Here is an 18,521-nt window from a genome sequence, read left to right on the forward strand (position 1 = left end):
ATCAATAGTGTGTACTTTGGGTGGTTTAAGCGTTAAAAGTTCATTTTTTAAGTGGTGTTTAAGTAGGGTAATACTTTGTGCTTGAAGTTTAAAGAGAGTTTTAATCACTGTGTTAATTATGTACTAGGCTTACATCCTTGTAAGCAACTACAATGCTATTGTTACTCGTAACGCAGTGCATCTATAGGGTTGAGCCTGGCGGCTTTAATGGCTGGGGCTAAACCAAACACTATGCCAATTAATGAAGTAAAACCAAACGACAACATTACCGCCCATGCCGGAATATACGCATCTGGCATGCTAGGAACCATAAACGAAATAAGCCCCGCTGCACCATAACCAATGGCAAGCCCAATCAACCCGCCAAATAGCGATAACACCACAGCCTCAACTAAAAACTGCAACATTATAAAGCCGGGTGTAGCGCCTAGCGCTTTAAGGGTGCCAATCACGCGGGTGCGCTCAGTTACCGACACTAACATAATATTCATTACACCTATGCCACCAACTAATAAGCTAATACCAACAATACCTGCGGTTATGGCAGTGGCACTACCGGTAAATTTATCTACTTGGGCGCGGGCTTTTTCAGCAGTTTCAAATTCAAAGTCATTGTCGTCGCCGTCTTTAAGTTTATGTAACTGGCGCAGTATACGAGTAATTTTTGCTAGTACCTGCTCTTCGTTAGCGTTGTCTTCAAGCCTAAACATAATTTGTACATTACTTTGCGTATTGCCTCCCTCTAACGCACTCATAGTGCTAATGGGAATATTAATATAATCGTCTTGATCAAAGCCCAAAAAGCTACCTTGTTTTTCGGCTACACCAATAATTCTAAACCATTCGCCACCTAGCTTTATGTATTCACCTACCGGATTGCTGGGTAAGTTTAATTTTTCGATAATTGACGGCCCAATAAAAGCTACGCGGCGGCGTTTTTCGTCGTCTTCAGCGCGAATAAAACGGCCTAGATCGGGGTAGGTACGGTATGCTTTTTGATAGTCTTGCTCAGTACCCATAACCCGCGATGAATGACTTTTATTACCATACTCAGCTCCGCCCGAAAAACGCCAAGTAAACATTAGTGCGGTGAGTGTTTCTGCTTCTTTTACTCGTGCTTTTAAGGTTAAAAAATCGTCGTAGCTAAGTTTTGCATTTTTACCAACCATTTCTAGCTCAATACTGGTATACGCCTTAATAGTAGTTACATCGGGCGACATATCAGCGAACTGATCGTTTATTTGCTTGGTAAAGCCTTGCATTACAGCAACCACAGTTACTACTGCGGCCACGCCAATAATAATACCTAAACAGGTGAGGGCAGAGCGCATAGCATTTGCTTTAATTGCCGAAAATGCGGCTTTAGTGCCTTCCATAGTGGCCAGTGCAAGTTTAAACATGCTGCCTTGCTCCTTGGTTTTTAGTTACGTCACTCACTACTTTACCATCCGCTAAGCGAATTACCCGCTGACAGTGGTCGGCAATTTCTTGCTCATGTGTAACCAAAATAATGGTATGCCCTTCGTTATGCAGCTCATCAAATAAGGCCATAATTTCGCGGGTGGTTTTACTGTCTAAGTTACCGGTTGGCTCATCACCTAATAATATATGCGGTTTAGTGACTAAAGCACGAGCAATAGCAACTCGTTGACGTTGCCCGCCCGACAGCTGGCTTGATAAGTGATTTACTTTGTCGGCTAAGCCCACGCGCTTTAGCGCCTCAAGGGCTTGTTGTTTGCGTTGTTTGCTAGGGGTAAAGCGGTAAACTAAAGGCTGCATTACATTTTCTAGCGCCGATGCGCGTGGTAATAAGTTAAAGCTTTGAAATATAAATCCGACGCTTTCGTTGCGTTGGTGCGCAAGCTCGGTTTCGGTCATACTTTTTACTAACTTATCTTTTAAATAATACTCGCCGCTGGTGGGGGTATCTAAGCAGCCTAACAAATTCATTAGGGTAGACTTGCCAGATCCTGAGGGGCCAATAATGGCCACATATTCATTGGGCATAATGCTAATGTTTACATCATCAAGTGCTTTAAATATCTCAGCGCCCATTTTGTATTGTTTATTAATATGCTCAAGCTTGATCACCGCAGTCATTAGTTGTTTTCCTTCGCAGCGGCTTTTACTTTTACTGTGTCGCCTTCTTTTAAAGTACTAATAGGGCGAGCCGGGCCAATAACTATTTTGTCACCTTCATTGAGCCCCTCGGTAATTGCTTGTTCAATATCTGATGATATACCAACAGCTACGGTTACTTTACTAACGCTGTTGTCGTTATTTAGGCGCCAAACAAAGGTGCTGTCGTCTTGTTTTTGAATTGCTTCTATTGGTAACTTTAAACCATTTTCGGCAATGCTGGTGGCAATTTCTGCTCTACAGCTCATTCCGGCATATAGTTGACGATCGGTAGCATCGAGTAATACTTTTACCTTAAATGATAACCCTTGTGAGCCAGGCTGATTTTTAGCCGAGGTACCAATGTTTATTACTGTGCCAGTAAAAGGATTGTTAGGATAAGCAGCGGCATAAATATTTGCTTTTTGGTGGAGTTTAATACTGGCTATGTCGGTTTCATCAACCCGCAACTCAGCTAAAATAGCACTGGGGTCAGCAACCAGCATTAAATCAGAGCCTATTATATTGGTCGTTCCGGCAATAACCGTTTCGCCTTCTTTAATATTAACCGAAGCCAATAGGCCACTCATAGGCGCTTTAAAAACACTTTTATTTAACCGATCTTGGGCAATTTGCAACGACGCATGAGCTTGGTTAAACGACTCTTTACGAGATTCAATATCTATTTTAGCTAAGTCGCGGGCACTTGCTAGGTTTTCATAGGCTTCTTCATTGCCCAAACCGACATCGTAAAGCTCTTTTTGTCTTTTTAGTTGGCGCTCAAAGTTAACTAAGCGAATTTGGCTATGTTTAATTTCTATTTCGGTGGCACGTAGTAGTGCTTTATTGCGGGTTACTTCAGATTCAAATGCAGTGGTATCAAGGCGCATTAAAATATCGCCTTGTTTTACACTTTGGCCTTCTTCGACAAATACTTTATCTACTCGGCCGGTAACTTCAGAGCGCAGCTGAACTTGAGTATTAAATACTAAGTTACCAGACGCCATTATTGAGTCGGCAATATTGCCTAGTTCAACATGGGCGATATTTACCTCGGGCTGTTTTTTATCACCAGAAATTTGTTTTGATACAATTAACGCTATAAAAGCGGCAATAGCGAGTGTGATGATAATGGCTTTTTTCATTTTATCGGTCCGTGAGTGAAAATGTGCAGAGGCTAACTTGCCTCTGCATAATAATTAAAGTGCGGCTATAATCGCCCAAACACTAAAAATAATAATACTTGGTAAGGCTGCAAACAGCAGCGCTTTATTAGTTGAGAAATTAGTCCAGCATTTTAGCCCAACCATGCCCAGCGCAATGCTCCAAATAGTGAACAGGTTAATTGATTCTAGTAAGGTATAAAAAGTATGTGTGGCATCAAGCCCAACAATGAGCTGATTGATAGAAGCGTAACTAAACACCGCTTGTTGCGAAATTTGATCTGTGTTGGCCATTAATACTAAGGCGATAGTGCCAAGGCTTGAAATAACCGTAGGCATCATTGTCCATAATGAAAAGCCATACCAAGCACCGTAACTATGTTGTGAGTTAGGATCGAGTTTAGCTATCAGCATATAATAAAGTGCAACTAAAGCATTCATTATTACTATGCCAATAATACCGCCGATCATGCCAAACCACATTTGGTTTGGGGCATTTTGTTCAATCGCTTGACGAATCATTTTTTGCTCGCCAATAGTGGCATCAACACTTGAAACGGCTACTTGCTCATTAATTAAAAACTGTATATCAACACTATTATAAAAAACAAACATACTCGCGGCGGTGGCAACTGCTATACAAATAAGGGCCAACCATGACCAGCCTTTTGCTTGCTCTATACCATTAAACGCTTTACTTGGGCTGATATAAATATCGATTAGTGCGCTTAGCGCGTTAGGTGACTTCATTATTATTCCTTAATAACCTAATTTGGGGGGAATTACTGGCTATAGCATAAGGCAAAATGAAGATAAGGTGATTATTTTATTGTAACGGTTTGTTAACGTAGTTTGTTTAGTGGCCAGGTTATTTATGCTGCTAAAACTAAAAAAGAGCCTTTCGGCTCTTGGGTTGCAGCAATTACAGTGTAATTTTTAAAGTGTAAAGTCTACTGAATAAGCAACATAGGCTTTTACGTCAGAGCCATCTATATCGGTATCAGATAAACCAAAAGTGAAACCATCTTTAGATACTGCTATGCCATAATCAATAATATTGTCATCACCTATAAAATCACCAGAGTAGTGGCCTAAATGAAATGCTATTTCGGTGCCGTTATTGCCAACAGCAAAAGCATAATCTGCCGTTAGGTAAAGTGAGTCAGCAAAGTCTGTACCGTCACCACTTGCTGCAGAGGTTGCTAATACAGCAGCACCAAAGGTGAAGCCTTTTACACTTATACTGCCGTAAATCTCAGAAAAGTCAGCATCAGCCGTGGAAGCTGCATCTGGGTATGCATAATAAATGTAACCAACATCGTAGCTCACGCTTTCATTAATAGCGCCACCAAAGCCTGCATACAAGTCTAATTCATAGGTCATCTCATCGGCCCAAGAGGCATTTGATGCCCAAGCACCGGCATAAAAACCAGACTCGTTGGTGTAGTCAATGCCGCCTGAAATGGCAGCATCACCACTGGTTTGTTCTTGTCCGCGCCATAAATAGTTTGATGTTGCTGCCGCATTAGCGGTTACTTCAGCATAGGTTGCTGTTGATGCGACACTAACTAAAGAGAGTGCTGCTATTGTTATGACTTTTTGTAGTTTTAGCATGTTTTAGTTCCTGTTATATGATTGCATGCCAAAGCTTTAAGGCTTATAGCTTGGCAGCATTTTATTATTTAACAGAAAAGAAGATTGCACGGGGTATGCCAGCTTCACTTTATTGCAGTGAATATGGTTTTAGGTGTTTTAAAACAATAGCTTATAATTAGTAGAGGGAGAGGTGCAGAGATAAGATTTTAAGGGGGTTTACATTTGTGGTGCATAAATTAACCTAGCTGCACCAAATCGGCGCTGCTAGGTTAGTTATTAATAATTAACCAAAAATAGTACGCATTAAGCTAATTGTTTCGTTAACTCCACGACCTTTTTGTACTTCATTAATAATAGAATCACGTTTGCTACGAATATGCTCAGGAATATCGTCAGCTGCAAGTGCGCGGTCTACTAAAATTTCTGCAGATTCTTTACCTCTACGCTTAGTTTTACCTGTACCTGAAGTACTGCGCTTTGGCTTGCTTAGCAGCTTGATGTAATTAGAGCTATCGGCTGTTGTGGTGTCTGCATAGTAAAAAAAGCACGGAATAAGCGCTTTAATGCTTACCAGCTGCTCTTCTAATTCGTTGTCTGCTTTAGCCATTTTAAACCAAGACAGAGTTTGAATTTTCTGTACTATGTCTTGCCAGTAACGCTCAAAGTCAGTGTTTTTTAGCTTGCTAACACCCAGTGCGCCACATAAAGCATCTAATCTATTATTGCTAATAGGAGTAAATACGTCAGGACGACGCATCGCTAATAAGCGAGTCGCTGGAGCGAGCGTTGGCTTTTCGTTACCATCGCTAAAAGCTTTTAAGTAAGCAGCAACAAATTGCTGGTACTCATAATGAGTAATATTACCTTCCAACGGAATATTGCTAAGTGCATCATCAAACGCATCAGGCATATCAGCCAGTAGTTGATGAAACGCTTTAGCGCTTTTAGTTGATGCAAACCATTCAACATCAAAGTTGTAAGTGCTTGGATCAAGCGATGCCATGTGCTTACCACTAAACGCAAGTAAGTCTTCTGGGATCATATCTTTAAGTGATTGCGGGCGAATGCTTGCAATGTAGCTTGTTAAGCGAAGCTGCTCATCAAGTGCAATAAGATCTTTGTGCTGCTCAATAAATGTAGTTACTACAGGCCAAGGCGCTACACGTAACGTTTTAACTTGTAAAAAGCTAATAGCAGAAATAAGTTGGTCGTGCAGTTTTTTTAGTACTGGTAACTGTTGCGGCTCTAGCAAGTCGTAATTCATACGATCTTTGCTTGCGTTAAGCAGTTCATAGCACCAAAGTAAAAAATCATCTGGGTGGTTTTCTACTTTCACGGCCATTAGATTTAGGCTGAGTTCTGAGGATTGCTTCAGAATGTTTTGGTATATTTGGTTTTCTTGCTCGCCTAGCGACATTTGTGACGGTGAAATTAGCAGTTTTTTCATGCCTTGTAGAACCTCGAGTTAGATGCATTTTTTAGCTGGTCTATTTTAGCGCAAATCTTGCAATAACAACAGAGGCATATACAAGCCTTAAGAATACAACAGTTAAAGTGCTCATAATTATTAATTTATTAAAACAATAAAATAGTTAACTTAAGTGACGAAAACTCAATTAGTTTAGATTGTTTGAAAATCATACGACAGTGTGTTTTTCATGTCTTACTTGTTGAAAAGTAATGATTTGTTGTTTTTTATAAAGCGTTCATGTGTTGTTTGTTAATATTTAAATAGTGTTGATATTATTAGCGCGTAGATTCATCATTAAAAAATAAATTAGTTGAAAGTTATTTTTTTTAGTACTGACAATGATTTTAGTGATAACTCTCGCTATGATATGAGTATTATTTGCACATTTGAAAGGACGATCATGAAAACCTTATTTAAAATTATAGGTGTAATACTGCTGTTATGTATTGCACTTATCGTTGCAGCACCCTTTTTAATTCCTACTGATGCTATTTTTAATAAAGTCTCTGAGCAGGTAGAACAAACCACAGGACGTACATTAACTATTAAAGGCGATAAAACGCTGAGTGTATTTCCTGCATTAAAATTAGAACTTAATGATGTACATTTTGCCAACATGAAATCGGGCTCTCGCGCCGATATGGCAAGTATGCAGCAGCTTGCAGTACACATCCCTTGGCTATCGCTATTAGATGGTGAATTTAAACTCGATAAGTTTGTTATTAACGAGCCTGATATTTTATTAGAGACCGATAAAAACGGTAAAGCTAACTGGCAGCTATTTGATGCGGTAGCTGAGCAGCCTAAAGAGCAAACAGGATCTGCGGAAGCTATAAAATTACCTGAGAACTTTGACATTGAGCTAGGGGAGGTTGCCATTTATGGTGGTACCTTTACTTATTTAGATGGTAAAACCGGGGTTAAACAGCAAATAAGTGATTTAGAGCTGGCTATTTTACTTCCATCACTGCGTAAAACATTAGAAGTAAAAGGCGCAATAACTTACATGCAAGAGCGCTTTGAGCTTGATGTAAAACTAGATACGCCAGCAAAAGCGATCGAAGGCACTACTTTTAATATTCAGCAGAGTTTAGATTCACGTTTAGTTGATTTAACCTTTGAGGGAACTATTGCTAAACAAGGCCAAGATATAAAAGGTCAGTTAGCGCTAAGTGGAGACTCGGTAAAAAATATAGCCAAATGGCAAGGTGTAGAGTTAAACGCCAAAGATAACGCCTTTAATGCTTTTAGTGTAAATGGCAAAATGCATTTAGCGGGTGAGCAATTTAAGCTTGAAGAGCTTATTGCCACATTAGATGCACTGCAAATAAAAGGTAAAAGTGAGCTTAATTTAGGTAAACGACTTGCTGTAATGGCAAACATTGACTTAGGTATGCTTGACTTAAACCCATACTTACCAGAAGCCGTAGCTAAAAAAGAGCAGCCAACTACAGACGAAACTAAACCAGCAGAGCCTATTGTATGGGACGACACTAAAATAGACTTAAGTGCCTTAAATACGCTTGATGCTAATGTAGTAATACGCTCAAGCGGTTTAAAAGCTAACGATATTAAACTCGGTGCAAACCAATTTACAGTAGCGTTAAAAAATAGTGTCGCTAAATTAAGCTTAGATAACTTTGCAGCCTATGAGGGAACAGGGAAAGGGGCAATTAATATTAATGCCCAGCAAATACCTTATAAAATAACCACTAATTTTGATTTGGCAGGTATTGATGCACAACCGTTATTAACCGATGCCGCAGGATTTGATAAATTAATGGGTAATGGCTCATTAAATTGGAACTTAACCACAAATGGGCAAAGCCAAAAAGAGTTTGTTAACGCACTCAATGGTGAGTTAGGGTTTGAGTTTGCTAATGGCGCAGTACAAGGCGCAAATGTAGCTGAAATGATTCGCAAAGGTAAAGAGTTGCTTAAAGGTAATGTAGGGGCTGTATCAGAAGGACTAGATACTGGCTTTGATAAGTCACAGCAAACCGACTTCTCAGCATTAACGGGTAGCTTTAAGTTTACTAATGGGGTGGGCCATAATAACGACCTGTCGTTAATCAGCCCACTGATCCGTATTTCAGGCGAAGGTGATGTGGATTTACCTAATACTATTATTAATTACCGACTAGTAACCGGTATAGTCGGTTCTATTGAGGGGCAGGGTACAACCGATGATAGTACCGGCTTTAAAATACCACTGCGTATTAAAGGGCCATTCCATGATGTAGGCATTAAGCTTGATTTTGGTAATGCGCTTAAAGAAGAAGCAAAAGAAAAGCTCAAAGAAAAAGCAAAAGACAAACTTAAAGATAAATTGAAAGGTTTGTTTGGCTAAAACCCTGATAAATAATCTACAAGGCACTAAGATAGTGCCTTGTTTGTTTTGTAACCATATGTAAAATAGCTAGATAGCCGTAATTACTCAATATTAATTAGCTTTCCCTCATAATTAATTAAAAAATAACCTACCGCTCCCCCCGTAATGCTGGTACAATTGCCCGCCCTTAAGAGACAACTAGCTTGTTTTTTGAGTGGATTTCAATCGAAATGTCTTGATTTTAAACGAATTTAAGACAAGTTGTAATTACTACACCGGAGGTCATTAACATGATCCAAATGCAAACTCAGCTGGAAGTTGCTGATAACAGCGGCGCTCGCAAAGTGCAGTGTATAAAAGTCCTTGGTGGTTCTCACCGTCGCTATGCAGCGATTGGCGACATCATTAAAGTTTCTGTAAAAGAAGCTATTCCTCGCGGTAAAGTGAAGAAAGGTGATGTTAAAAACGCGGTAGTTGTGCGCACCAAAAAAGGCGTTCGTCGTCCAGACGGTTCTTTGATCCGTTTCGATAGCAATGCAGCTGTTATCTTAAATGATAACTTGCAGCCTATTGGTACTCGTATCTTCGGCCCTGTGACTCGTGAACTTCGTAATGATAAGTTCATGAAAATCGTTTCACTAGCCCCAGAAGTACTGTAAGGAGTCTATCATGGCAGCAAAAATCCGTCGTGATGACGAAGTAATCGTTCTAGCAGGTAAAGACAAAGGTAAGCGCGGAAAAGTGCTTTCAGTTGTTACTGAATCTGGAAGATTATTTGTCGAAGGCATAAACTTGATCAAAAAGCACCAAAAGCCGGTTCCACAATTGAACCAGCCTGGCGGTATTGTTGAGAAAGAAGCGTCTATCGACGTATCAAACGTTGCGATCTACAACTCGGAAACGAGTAAAGCAGATCGTGTAGGTTTCAAGATTGAAGATGGTAAGAAATTACGTATCTTTAAATCTACTGGTAAAACTATTTAATAGTTGGAGTAGAATGATGGCGAAACTGCATGAAGTATATAAAGACAAAGTAGTAGCTGAACTTCAAGAGAAGTTTGGTTTCAGCTCTGTCATGCAAGTCCCTCTGATCGAAAAGATCACATTGAATATGGGCGTGGGCGAAGCCCTAGCTGACAAGAAAATTCTAGATAACGCTGTTGCGGATCTAGCTGCAATCTCTGGTCAGAAACCTCTAATCACTAAAGCACGCAAATCTGTTGCTGGCTTCAAAGTGCGTGAAGGTTACCCGATAGGTTGTAAAGTAACCCTACGTGGCGAACGTATGTGGGACTTTTTTGAGCGTTTGGTATCAATCGCTATCCCACGTATTCGCGACTTCCGTGGCGTAAGTGCTAAGTCTTTTGATGGACGTGGTAACTACAGCATGGGCGTACGTGAACAAATCATCTTCCCAGAAATCGATTACGATAAAGTAGACCGTGTACGCGGTATGGATATTACTATCACTACTTCTGCGAAATCTGATGAGGAAGGCCGTGCGTTGTTAGAAGCGTTTAACTTCCCATTCAAGAAATAAGGGTAGGGTTATGGCAAAGAATTCTATGAAAGCGCGCGAAGCAAAGCGCACAAAACTAGTTTCTCAGTTCGCTGAAAAGCGCACAGCACTAAAAGCTATCATCAGTGATGTTAATACATCTGAAGATGATCGTTGGGACGCGGTACTTAAGCTACAAGCTTTACCACGTGATTCTAGCCCTGTACGTCAGCGTAATCGTTGTAACATTACGGGCCGCCCACATGGTTTCCTTCGCAAATTCGGCATGAGCCGTATTAAAGTTCGCGAAGCAGCTATGCGCGGTGAAATTCCTGGCCTTAAAAAAGCTAGCTGGTAAAAGAATCACGGGAGTAAGACTATGAGCTTGCAAGATCCTATCGCGGATTTGTTTACACGAATCCGTAACGGTCAGTCAGCGAAGAAAGTATCTGTAACGATGCCTAATTCAAAACTGAAAGTAGCAGTAGCTAAAGTATTAAAAAATGAAGGTTACATCGCTGATTTCGCAATCAATGGCGACGTAAAACCTGAGCTTTCTATCGAATTGAAGTACTTCGAAGGCAAAGCTGTTATTGAAAATATCCAGCGTGTTAGCCGCCCTGGTTTACGTATCTATAAGAGACGTGACGAATTACCAAAGGTAATGGGTGGTCTAGGTATCGCTATCGTATCAACTTCTAAAGGCCTAATGACAGACCGCGCAGCACGTAGTGCAGGCGTTGGTGGTGAAATCATTGGTTTTGTAGCTTAATCGGAGGGGAACTATGTCTCGCATAGCAAAGGCACCAATTAGTGTTCCTGCCGGTGTAGAAGTTACATTAAAAGGCCAGGAAATCACAGTTAAAGGCAAAAACGGTGAATTAACTCGTACTATCAACAACGCTGTTGAAGTAAAAGTTGAAGAAAACGTTATTACAACTTTACCTCGTGAAGGCGTAACAGATGCATGGGCTCAAGCAGGTACTGCTCGCGCTCTAATCAACAATATGATTGTTGGTACGCATGAAGGTTACGAGAAGAAACTTCAGTTAGTAGGCGTTGGTTACCGTGCAGCAGCTAAGGGTAAAACATTAGATTTAACTCTTGGTTTCTCGCACCCAGTTCATTTCGCAGTTCCTGAAGGAATTACGATTGAAACTCCAAGCCAAACAGAAGTTCTAGTTAAGGGCGTAGATAAGCAGTTAGTTGGTCAAACAGCTGCTAACATTCGTGCATACCGTAAACCTGAGCCATATAAAGGCAAGGGTGTTCGTTATTCAGATGAGAATGTGCGCCGTAAAGAGGCTAAGAAGAAGTAAGGTAAGACGATGGATAAAAAAACAGCTCGTCTACGTCGTGCTAAACGCACTCGTAGAAATTATATTGAACAAGGCACAACGCGTCTTGTTATCCACCGCACGCCACGTCACATATACGCTCAAGTAGTTACTGCTGAGGGTACTGTACTGGCTGCTGCTTCTACTGTTGAAAAAGCTATTTGCGAAACAGTTAAAGGCACCGGCAACGTTGCAGCTGCGCAAGCAGTTGGTAAAGCGGTTGCTGAACGTGCGGCTGACAAAGGCATCGAAAAGATTGCTTTTGATCGTAGTGGCTTTAAATATCACGGCCGTGTGAAGGCGCTAGCTGATGCTGCGCGTGAAGCCGGTTTGCAATTCTAGGAGTAGACAATGGCTAACGTAGAAGCAAAGCAACAACAGCCTGATCTAGCTGAAAAGCTAATCGCGGTGAACCGTGTGTCTAAAGTAGTTAAAGGTGGTCGTATCTTTAGCTTTACAGCACTAACAGTAGTTGGTGATGGCGCAGGTAAAGTAGGTTTTGGTTATGGTAAAGCACGTGAAGTTCCAGCTGCTATTCAAAAAGCAATGGAAAAAGCACGTCGCAATATGATCAATGTAGACCTAAATGGCAACACATTACAGCATCCTGTTAAAGGACGTCATGCTGGCTCACAAGTGTTTATGAAACCAGCCTCTGAAGGTACTGGTATCATCGCTGGTGGTGCAATGCGTGCGGTACTAGAAGTGACTGGTGTGCAGAACGTACTTTCTAAATGTTACGGTTCTACTAACCCAATCAACGTAGTGCGTGCAACAATCTCTGCTCTTGAGAATATGAATTCTCCTCAGTCGATTGCTGCTAAACGTGGTCTTCGCATAGACGAGATACTGGGGTAACCATGGCAAATCAAACTGTAAAAGTAACACAAGTAAAAAGCTCTATCGGTCGTTTACCGAAACATAAAGCTACATTACGCGGTCTTGGTTTACGTCGTATCAACCACACTGTTGAGTTAGAAGACACAGCATGTGTACGTGGTATGATAAACCAGGTTTCTTACATGGTTAAGGTAGAGGGTTAATTTCATGCATTTGAATACACTTTCACCTGCTGCAGGTTCAAAAACTGCTCCAAAACGTGTTGGTCGTGGTATCGGTTCTGGTCTTGGTAAGACTGGTGGCCGTGGTCACAAAGGTCAAAAATCACGTTCTGGCGGTAAAGTACGCGTTGGTTTCGAAGGCGGTCAAATGCCTATGCAACGTCGTCTACCTAAGTTCGGTTTCACTTCTCGCAAATCATTAGTATCTGCAGAAATAAACCTATACGAAATCGCTAAAGTAGAAGGCGATGTGGTAGACCTAAGCGCGTTACAAGCAGCTGGTCTAGTTAAAAAGAACGTTTTGTTCGTTAAAGTTGTTAAATCTGGCGAAGTTTCACGCGCTGTTACCGTTAAGGGCCTTAGAGCCACTAAAGGTGCACGCGAAGCTATCGAAGCTGCCGGAGGCAAGGTAGAAGACTAAGGAAGTACTAATGGCTAAACCAGGTCAAGATATGCAAAGTGCACAAGGTGGACTTTCGGAATTGAAGCGCCGATTACTCTTCGTATTAGGTGCTATCATTATATACCGTCTAGGTTCATTTGTGCCGATCCCTGGGATTGACGCCGCTGTACTTGCCGATTTCTTCGAGCAACAAAAGGGCACCATTGTTGAGATGTTCAACATGTTTAGCGGTGGTGCGCTTGAGCGAGCTTCAGTGTTAGCACTGGGTATTATGCCGTATATCTCGGCTTCGATTATTACGCAACTATTAACGCATATGTATCCTCCGTTTATAGAGCTTAAGAAAGAAGGTGAGCAAGGGCGTAAAAAAATTAGCCAGTACACACGCTATGGCACGCTTGTGCTTGCTACTATCCAATCAATCGGTATTGCCACAAGCTTACCGGGCATGATGGAAGGGTTAGTTGTTAACCCTGGTATGGGTTTCTATTTCACCGCAGTGGTGAGTTTAGTGACTGGTACTATGTTCCTTATGTGGTTGGGCGAACAAATAACAGAGCGTGGTATCGGTAACGGTATCTCTGTTTTAATATTTGTTGGTATTGTAGCTAACCTGCCGTCTGCTATTGGTTCGACAGCTGAAATGGCGCGCCAAGGTGATTTGAATGTTTTTGTACTGTTGATGGTTGCGGTAATCGTATTCGCTGTTACTTATCTTGTAGTGTTTTTTGAACGTGGCCAACGACGTATTGTTGTTAACTACGCTAAACGCCAACAAGGTCGTCAAGTATTTGCTGCCCAAAGCACGCATTTACCACTAAAAGTAAATATGGCGGGTGTTATTCCACCAATTTTCGCTAGCAGTATAATTCTGTTCCCTGGTACAATTGCCAGCTGGTTCGGCCAGGGTGAAGGTCCGGTCGCTGATGTTTTACAAGCTATAGCTACAACGTTGACCCCAGGTCAGCCACTGTATGCAATGGTTTTAGCAGCAGCTATCATCTTCTTCTGCTTTTTCTACACAGCGTTGGTGTTTAACCCACGTGAAACAGCAGATAACCTGAAGAAATCTGGCGCATTTATCCCAGGTATTCGTCCAGGTGAGCAGACATCTAAATACATTGATAAAGTGATGACACGCCTGACATTGGCAGGTGCTTTGTATATAACCTTTATCTGTCTGGTGCCTGAATTCATGACAATGGCATGGCAAACGCCATTCTACTTCGGCGGTACATCAATTTTGATTATCGTTGTTGTTATCATGGACTTTATGGCACAAGTACAGACTCACCTGATGTCTCATCAGTATGATTCTGTGCTGAAAAAAGCGAACCTTAAAGGCTATGGTCGATAAGGTCAGTTTACGGAGTTGAGCAATGAAAGTACGTGCTTCCGTTAAGAAAATATGCCGTAACTGTAAAGTTATTAAACGTGCTGGTGTAGTACGCGTAATTTGCAGTGAGCCTAAGCATAAGCAAAGGCAAGGTTAAGTAAACAGCGTGCAGGCTGAGTTTTCTCGGCCTGTGTTTTTAGTAGTGATTTGGTCTTCGTTTGAGTATCCTTACGGGCTCTTCAAACAGATGATTACCAAATTCGAATATAGGAGATGTGTTAGTGGCCCGTATTGCTGGCATTAACGTCCCTGATCATAAACATGCAGTTATTGGTTTAACAGCTATTTATGGCATAGGTAAGACTCGCTCTAAGGCTATCTTAGCAGCGACTGGTATCGCCGAGACCACAAAAATCGGTGAACTTTCAGACGAAACTCTTGACGTATTGCGTGATGCAGTTGGCAAGTACACCGTTGAAGGTGATCTTCGTCGTGAAGTTACTTTAAATATCAAGCGCCTAATGGACCTTGGTTGTTATCGTGGCCTACGTCACCGTCGCTCTTTACCACTACGTGGTCAAAGAACTAAGACTAACGCGCGTACCCGTAAGGGTCCTCGTAAGCCTATTAAGCGATAAGGGGATAGTATTATGGCTAAGACACCAATTCGTCGTAAAAAGGTTAAAAAACAAGTTGCTGATGGTATGGCTCATGTTCATGCTTCTTTCAACAACACTATTGTAACGATTACCGATCGTCAAGGTAATGCACTATCATGGGCTACTGCCGGTGGTTCAGGTTTCCGTGGTTCACGTAAATCTACTCCATTTGCTGCTCAGGTTGCTGCAGAGCGTGCAGGTACTGCTGCTCAAGAATACGGTTTAAAAAATCTAGAAGTTTTCATCAAAGGTCCAGGTCCAGGTCGTGAATCTGCTGTACGTGCTTTGAATGCTGCTGGCTACCGTATTACCAACATTACTGACGTGACGCCAATACCACATAATGGTTGTCGTCCACCGAAGAAACGTCGCGTTTAACAATAGGTTAGGAGAAATAACATGGCAAGATATTTGGGCCCTAAGCTCAAGCTGAGTCGTCGTGAAGGCACTGACCTGTTCCTTAAGAGCGGCGTAAGAGCTATCGACTCTAAGTGTAAACTTGAGACTGCACCTGGTCAGCATGGCGCTCGTAAAGGTCGCTTATCTGATTACGGTTTACAATTACGTGAAAAGCAAAAAGTACGTCGTATCTACGGTGTATTAGAAAAGCAATTCCGTAACTACTACAAAGAAGCTGCTCGCCTTAAAGGTAATACAGGTGAAAACTTGTTACAGCTATTAGAGCAACGTTTAGACAATGTTGTATATCGCATGGGTTTTGCTAGCACACGTGCAGAAGCACGTCAGTTAGTAAGCCATAAAGCGATTTTAGTTAATGGTCGTGTTGTGAATGTTCCTTCATACGTAATTGCTCCAGAAGATACTGTTGTAATCCGTGAGAAGTCTAAAACACAAGCACGTATCATCGCTGCTCTAGAGTTGGCTGAGCAACGTGAAAAGCCGACTTGGGTTGAAGTTGACGGTAAGAAATTGGAAGGCAGCTTTAAGCGTCTACCTGAGCGTTCAGATCTGTCTGCGGACATTAATGAACAACTAATCGTCGAACTTTACTCTAAGTAAAGTTAAGAGTTAAGAGAGGATAAAATGCAGGGTTCTGTTACAGAATTTCTAAAACCAAGGTTAGTCGATATCGACGCTATCAACCCAACACGTTCTAAAATAGTTTTAGAACCACTTGAGCGTGGCTTCGGTCACACTTTGGGTAATGCCTTACGCCGTATACTGCTTTCATCTATGCCTGGATGTGCAGTAACTGAAGTTGAAATCGACGGTGTATTGCATGAGTACAGCGCGAAAGAAGGCGTTCAAGAAGACATCATTGAAATACTATTAAACCTAAAAGGTTTAGCAGTAACGTTAGAAGGCAAAGATGAAGTTTTTCTGACCCTGGCTAAATCTGGTGTAGGCCCTGTGACTGCGTCAGATATTCAGCACGATGGCGATGTAACAATTGCTAACCCAGATCATGTTATTTGTAATTTAACAACAAATAACAGCGAGATCAGCATGCGTATTCGTGTTGAACGTGGTCGTGGTTATGTGCCGGCATCTAGTCGTTTATCCTCTGATGACGATGAGCGTCCAATTGGTAGATTGTTGCTTGATGCATCATTTAGCCCAGTTGAACGTATTGCGTACTCGGTTGAATCAGCTCGAGTTGAGCAACGTACAGATTTAGACAAGTTAATCATTGATATGGAAACAAACGGCACTTTAGATCCAGAAGAAGCGATCCGCCGTGCGTCTACTATCTTAGCTGAGCAATTAGATGCATTCGTAGATTTACGTGATGTAACTGAGCCAGAAGAGAAAGAAGAGAAGCCAGAATTCGATCCTATTCTACTTCGTCCAGTTGATGATCTTGAACTAACAGTACGCTCAGCAAATTGTTTGAAAGCCGAGCAAATTCAATATATCGGTGATTTAGTTCAGCGCACTGAAGTTGAGCTTCTTAAAACGCCTAATTTAGGTAAGAAGTCTCTAACTGAAATTAAAGACGTGCTAGCTTCACGTGGACTTTCTCTAGGCATGCGCCTAGAAAATTGGCCACCTGCAAGTTTAGCTGAATAATCTAAATCACTATATTAGTTTAGTTAGAAGGATAGGGTCATGCGCCATCGTAAGAGTGGTCGTCAATTAAACCGTAACAGTAGCCATCGTAAAGCGATGTTTAGCAATATGGCAGGTTCTTTGGTGAAACATGAAATCATCAAAACTACTTTGCCTAAAGCGAAAGAGTTACGTCGTGTAATTGAACCTTTAATCACACTGGCTAAGACTGACAGTGTAGCAAATCGCCGTTTAGCGTTTGCTCGCACGCGTGATAATGAAGTTGTTGGTAAGTTATTCAGTGAAATCGGTCCACGTAACGCGGATCGTCCAGGTGGTTACACTCGTATTCTTAAGTGTGGCTTCCGTACTGGTGATAATGCACCAATGGCTTATATTGAACTAGTTGGTCGCCCAGCGACTAGCGAAGCAGTTCAAGAAGACGCACAGTCTGCAGAGTAAGTCTTAAAGAAACCTAAAAGCCGAGCCTATGCTCGGCTTTTTCTTGCCTAAAATTTGTTAATCTATATGAATCAGTGATTACCTTCTATTATGATCGTTTACGAGTACTGACTCATAGATTCTAAATTGATAAGTTGTTTTAACACCTGCTTTAATATCCCTACCAAGTTACTCTTTACTTATTACTCATTCAAAATAGCCTATCAGATCATGGTTAAGGATTATCTTCATTATATATTGTTCGTTTAGAGCTATTATATAATACAACTCCAAAATTTAGATTATCCAGTAGAGCGGCCCACTACGAAGTTTATATTTATAAATCTGATTATAAGACATAACGTGTACTCATTTACCTATTTACCTATTTACCTATATTAAGAATCTCATATCAAGGTTGAGTATTACGGCCTAAGTAAACTTACTTCTTAATATTATTAAATTATGATTAAACATAGCTCGATCAATTCAATTTTCGCCTTTTGATTACTTTAAATGATTTTAAGTAATACGAGTCTTCTCATATTGGTTAGTTATTTAGCATAGATGATCCAAATATGTCTTTATTCATTAGTAGTTGTCATAACTTTAATTTCAAATAGCGCTATAAATTTCTTAACGATAGTAGTTTAGTTGTGTTTTTAAGCGTTTAGCTCAAATACTCAGCGAACAGCAGTTTATTTCAAGTTTTCTTTAAAAAACAGTTGATCTGTTTTCGGATCTCCCTATAATGCGACCCCACTGAGAAGGGAAACGCCGAAGCATAGCAAGGCAGCAACTACTTAGAGAGTTAAATAAAACTTCGGTTTTAAATCTTCCAAAAAGAAAGTTTAAAACTAAGTGTTGACTCGAAAAATAAAGGATGTATTATACGCATCCCTTGAGACGCTAAAGCGACTCAAAACGTTCTTTAACAATATAAAGCAATCATCTGTGTGGGCACTCGTACAGATTGAGTTCTAACAGCCAATCTACTTACTCTTTATGGGTAATTAGCGAGGCAAAAAAATTAGAGTCTCAATTGAAAACTGAGTGACCAACAGAAGTAACTTATTTATAAGTTGCTTCGGCACAG

24 protein-coding genes are annotated in these 18,521 nt (G+C 41.1%); 18 read left to right on the top strand and 6 right to left on the bottom strand.

Annotation, left to right across the window (positions count from 1 at the left end; genetic code table 11):
• Positions 1-161: 161 nt before the first annotated feature.
• The 6 genes from HC000_RS09050 to HC000_RS09075 form a co-directional block, all read right to left on the bottom strand.
• Entirely contained in the window at positions 162-1,400 is a 1,239-nt protein-coding gene (locus HC000_RS09050; protein WP_011329457.1) for an ABC transporter permease, read from the bottom strand.
• Positions 1,393-2,100: an ABC transporter ATP-binding protein gene (locus tag HC000_RS09055; RefSeq protein ID WP_179807492.1), complete on the bottom strand. Its 708-nt coding sequence runs from the start codon at positions 2,098-2,100 to the stop codon at positions 1,393-1,395. The genes HC000_RS09050 and HC000_RS09055 overlap by 8 nt, the downstream gene beginning before the upstream one ends.
• On the bottom strand, positions 2,100-3,263 hold the full coding sequence (locus tag HC000_RS09060; protein WP_089368841.1) for an efflux RND transporter periplasmic adaptor subunit: 1,164 nt from the start codon (positions 3,261-3,263) through the stop codon (positions 2,100-2,102). The genes HC000_RS09055 and HC000_RS09060 overlap by 1 nt, the downstream gene beginning before the upstream one ends.
• A 54-nt stretch (positions 3,264-3,317) precedes the next feature.
• On the bottom strand, positions 3,318-4,031 hold the full coding sequence (locus HC000_RS09065) for a YIP1 family protein (RefSeq protein ID WP_011329454.1): 714 nt from the start codon (positions 4,029-4,031) through the stop codon (positions 3,318-3,320).
• A gap of 186 nt (positions 4,032-4,217) precedes the next feature.
• Entirely contained in the window at positions 4,218-4,895 is a 678-nt protein-coding gene (locus HC000_RS09070; RefSeq protein WP_179807493.1) for a TorF family putative porin, read from the bottom strand.
• Between the two features lie 265 nt (positions 4,896-5,160).
• Complete coding sequence (locus tag HC000_RS09075) at positions 5,161-6,324, bottom strand: hypothetical protein (protein ID WP_086998963.1); 1,164 nt, start codon at positions 6,322-6,324, stop codon at positions 5,161-5,163.
• 424 nt (positions 6,325-6,748) lie between these two features.
• Here HC000_RS09075 and HC000_RS09080 point away from each other — a divergent pair, with 424 nt between their 5' ends.
• From HC000_RS09080 to rplQ, 18 genes are all read left to right on the top strand, one after another.
• A complete protein-coding gene (locus tag HC000_RS09080) occupies positions 6,749-8,698 on the top strand; it encodes an AsmA family protein (RefSeq protein ID WP_179807494.1) in 1,950 nt (649 codons plus the stop codon).
• 272 nt (positions 8,699-8,970) lie between these two features.
• Positions 8,971-9,339: a 50S ribosomal protein L14 gene (gene rplN / locus HC000_RS09085; protein ID WP_011329449.1), complete on the top strand. Its 369-nt coding sequence runs from the start codon at positions 8,971-8,973 to the stop codon at positions 9,337-9,339.
• 10 nt (positions 9,340-9,349) lie between these two features.
• Positions 9,350-9,664 carry a 50S ribosomal protein L24 gene (rplX, locus tag HC000_RS09090; RefSeq protein ID WP_011329448.1) on the top strand — a complete coding sequence of 105 codons (315 nt, stop codon included), beginning with the start codon at positions 9,350-9,352 and terminating at the stop codon, positions 9,662-9,664.
• Between the two features lie 16 nt (positions 9,665-9,680).
• Positions 9,681-10,220 carry a 50S ribosomal protein L5 gene (rplE, locus tag HC000_RS09095; protein ID WP_011329447.1) on the top strand — a complete coding sequence of 180 codons (540 nt, stop codon included), beginning with the start codon at positions 9,681-9,683 and terminating at the stop codon, positions 10,218-10,220.
• A gap of 10 nt (positions 10,221-10,230) precedes the next feature.
• The gene (gene rpsN / locus HC000_RS09100) at positions 10,231-10,536 is read left to right on the top strand and encodes a 30S ribosomal protein S14 (RefSeq protein WP_179807495.1); all 306 of its coding nucleotides are present in this window, start codon (positions 10,231-10,233) and stop codon (positions 10,534-10,536) included.
• A 21-nt stretch (positions 10,537-10,557) separates the two neighbouring features.
• Positions 10,558-10,950 (top strand): 30S ribosomal protein S8, encoded by a 393-nt coding sequence (gene rpsH / locus HC000_RS09105; RefSeq protein WP_011329445.1) that lies wholly within the window; start codon positions 10,558-10,560, stop codon positions 10,948-10,950.
• 13 nt (positions 10,951-10,963) lie between these two features.
• Positions 10,964-11,497: a 50S ribosomal protein L6 gene (gene rplF / locus HC000_RS09110; protein ID WP_011329444.1), complete on the top strand. Its 534-nt coding sequence runs from the start codon at positions 10,964-10,966 to the stop codon at positions 11,495-11,497.
• A gap of 9 nt (positions 11,498-11,506) precedes the next feature.
• Positions 11,507-11,857, top strand: a complete 351-nt coding sequence (rplR, locus tag HC000_RS09115) for a 50S ribosomal protein L18 (RefSeq protein ID WP_011329443.1) — start codon at positions 11,507-11,509, stop codon at positions 11,855-11,857.
• A 9-nt stretch (positions 11,858-11,866) separates the two neighbouring features.
• Positions 11,867-12,373: a 30S ribosomal protein S5 gene (gene rpsE / locus HC000_RS09120; RefSeq protein WP_011329442.1), complete on the top strand. Its 507-nt coding sequence runs from the start codon at positions 11,867-11,869 to the stop codon at positions 12,371-12,373.
• Between the two features lie 2 nt (positions 12,374-12,375).
• Entirely contained in the window at positions 12,376-12,558 is a 183-nt protein-coding gene (gene rpmD, locus HC000_RS09125; protein WP_011329441.1) for a 50S ribosomal protein L30, read from the top strand.
• A 4-nt stretch (positions 12,559-12,562) separates the two neighbouring features.
• Positions 12,563-12,997, top strand: a complete 435-nt coding sequence (gene rplO, locus HC000_RS09130; protein ID WP_011329440.1) for a 50S ribosomal protein L15 — start codon at positions 12,563-12,565, stop codon at positions 12,995-12,997.
• Between the two features lie 10 nt (positions 12,998-13,007).
• Positions 13,008-14,336, top strand: a complete 1,329-nt coding sequence (secY, locus tag HC000_RS09135) for a preprotein translocase subunit SecY (protein ID WP_011329439.1) — start codon at positions 13,008-13,010, stop codon at positions 14,334-14,336.
• Between the two features lie 22 nt (positions 14,337-14,358).
• The gene (gene rpmJ / locus HC000_RS09140) at positions 14,359-14,472 is read left to right on the top strand and encodes a 50S ribosomal protein L36 (protein WP_002959476.1); all 114 of its coding nucleotides are present in this window, start codon (positions 14,359-14,361) and stop codon (positions 14,470-14,472) included.
• 124 nt (positions 14,473-14,596) lie between these two features.
• The gene (rpsM, locus tag HC000_RS09145; RefSeq protein WP_006794252.1) at positions 14,597-14,953 is read left to right on the top strand and encodes a 30S ribosomal protein S13; all 357 of its coding nucleotides are present in this window, start codon (positions 14,597-14,599) and stop codon (positions 14,951-14,953) included.
• 12 nt (positions 14,954-14,965) lie between these two features.
• A complete protein-coding gene (gene rpsK, locus HC000_RS09150; protein ID WP_002959471.1) occupies positions 14,966-15,352 on the top strand; it encodes a 30S ribosomal protein S11 in 387 nt (128 codons plus the stop codon).
• A 21-nt stretch (positions 15,353-15,373) separates the two neighbouring features.
• Positions 15,374-15,994 carry a 30S ribosomal protein S4 gene (gene rpsD / locus HC000_RS09155; protein ID WP_011329438.1) on the top strand — a complete coding sequence of 207 codons (621 nt, stop codon included), beginning with the start codon at positions 15,374-15,376 and terminating at the stop codon, positions 15,992-15,994.
• A 24-nt stretch (positions 15,995-16,018) separates the two neighbouring features.
• On the top strand, positions 16,019-17,005 hold the full coding sequence (gene rpoA, locus HC000_RS09160) for a DNA-directed RNA polymerase subunit alpha (protein WP_011329437.1): 987 nt from the start codon (positions 16,019-16,021) through the stop codon (positions 17,003-17,005).
• A gap of 39 nt (positions 17,006-17,044) precedes the next feature.
• On the top strand, positions 17,045-17,446 hold the full coding sequence (gene rplQ, locus HC000_RS09165) for a 50S ribosomal protein L17 (protein ID WP_002959450.1): 402 nt from the start codon (positions 17,045-17,047) through the stop codon (positions 17,444-17,446).
• The last annotated feature ends 1,075 nt before the right edge of the window (positions 17,447-18,521 follow it).

This window comes from Pseudoalteromonas sp. MIP2626 (genome assembly GCF_013414205.1).
Taxonomy (GTDB): domain Bacteria; phylum Pseudomonadota; class Gammaproteobacteria; order Enterobacterales; family Alteromonadaceae; genus Pseudoalteromonas; species Pseudoalteromonas nigrifaciens.

Excerpts from the sequence above, each read along its gene's own strand:
- rplF (WP_011329444.1), top strand. The coding sequence starts at position 10,964 with ATGTCTCGCATAGCAAAGGCACCAATTAGTGTTCCTGCCGGTGTAGAA.
- rpsE (WP_011329442.1), top strand. The coding sequence starts at position 11,867 with ATGGCTAACGTAGAAGCAAAGCAACAACAGCCTGATCTAGCTGAAAAG.
- rpmJ (WP_002959476.1), top strand. The coding sequence starts at position 14,359 with ATGAAAGTACGTGCTTCCGTTAAGAAAATATGCCGTAACTGTAAAGTT.
- rplX (WP_011329448.1), top strand. The coding sequence starts at position 9,350 with ATGGCAGCAAAAATCCGTCGTGATGACGAAGTAATCGTTCTAGCAGGT.
- rpsH (WP_011329445.1), top strand. The coding sequence starts at position 10,558 with ATGAGCTTGCAAGATCCTATCGCGGATTTGTTTACACGAATCCGTAAC.
- rplN (WP_011329449.1), top strand. The coding sequence starts at position 8,971 with ATGATCCAAATGCAAACTCAGCTGGAAGTTGCTGATAACAGCGGCGCT.
- rplE (WP_011329447.1), top strand. The coding sequence starts at position 9,681 with ATGGCGAAACTGCATGAAGTATATAAAGACAAAGTAGTAGCTGAACTT.
- rplQ (WP_002959450.1), top strand. The coding sequence starts at position 17,045 with ATGCGCCATCGTAAGAGTGGTCGTCAATTAAACCGTAACAGTAGCCAT.
- HC000_RS09050 (WP_011329457.1), bottom strand. The coding sequence starts at position 1,400 with ATGTTTAAACTTGCACTGGCCACTATGGAAGGCACTAAAGCCGCATTT.
- rplO (WP_011329440.1), top strand. The coding sequence starts at position 12,563 with ATGCATTTGAATACACTTTCACCTGCTGCAGGTTCAAAAACTGCTCCA.
- HC000_RS09065 (WP_011329454.1), bottom strand. The coding sequence starts at position 4,031 with ATGAAGTCACCTAACGCGCTAAGCGCACTAATCGATATTTATATCAGC.
- rpoA (WP_011329437.1), top strand. The coding sequence starts at position 16,019 with ATGCAGGGTTCTGTTACAGAATTTCTAAAACCAAGGTTAGTCGATATC.
- HC000_RS09060 (WP_089368841.1), bottom strand. The coding sequence starts at position 3,263 with ATGAAAAAAGCCATTATCATCACACTCGCTATTGCCGCTTTTATAGCG.
- HC000_RS09070 (WP_179807493.1), bottom strand. The coding sequence starts at position 4,895 with ATGCTAAAACTACAAAAAGTCATAACAATAGCAGCACTCTCTTTAGTT.
- HC000_RS09055 (WP_179807492.1), bottom strand. The coding sequence starts at position 2,100 with ATGACTGCGGTGATCAAGCTTGAGCATATTAATAAACAATACAAAATG.
- secY (WP_011329439.1), top strand. The coding sequence starts at position 13,008 with ATGGCTAAACCAGGTCAAGATATGCAAAGTGCACAAGGTGGACTTTCG.
- rpsN (WP_179807495.1), top strand. The coding sequence starts at position 10,231 with ATGGCAAAGAATTCTATGAAAGCGCGCGAAGCAAAGCGCACAAAACTA.
- HC000_RS09080 (WP_179807494.1), top strand. The coding sequence starts at position 6,749 with ATGAAAACCTTATTTAAAATTATAGGTGTAATACTGCTGTTATGTATT.
- rpsK (WP_002959471.1), top strand. The coding sequence starts at position 14,966 with ATGGCTAAGACACCAATTCGTCGTAAAAAGGTTAAAAAACAAGTTGCT.
- rpmD (WP_011329441.1), top strand. The coding sequence starts at position 12,376 with ATGGCAAATCAAACTGTAAAAGTAACACAAGTAAAAAGCTCTATCGGT.
- HC000_RS09075 (WP_086998963.1), bottom strand. The coding sequence starts at position 6,324 with ATGAAAAAACTGCTAATTTCACCGTCACAAATGTCGCTAGGCGAGCAA.
- rplR (WP_011329443.1), top strand. The coding sequence starts at position 11,507 with ATGGATAAAAAAACAGCTCGTCTACGTCGTGCTAAACGCACTCGTAGA.
- rpsD (WP_011329438.1), top strand. The coding sequence starts at position 15,374 with ATGGCAAGATATTTGGGCCCTAAGCTCAAGCTGAGTCGTCGTGAAGGC.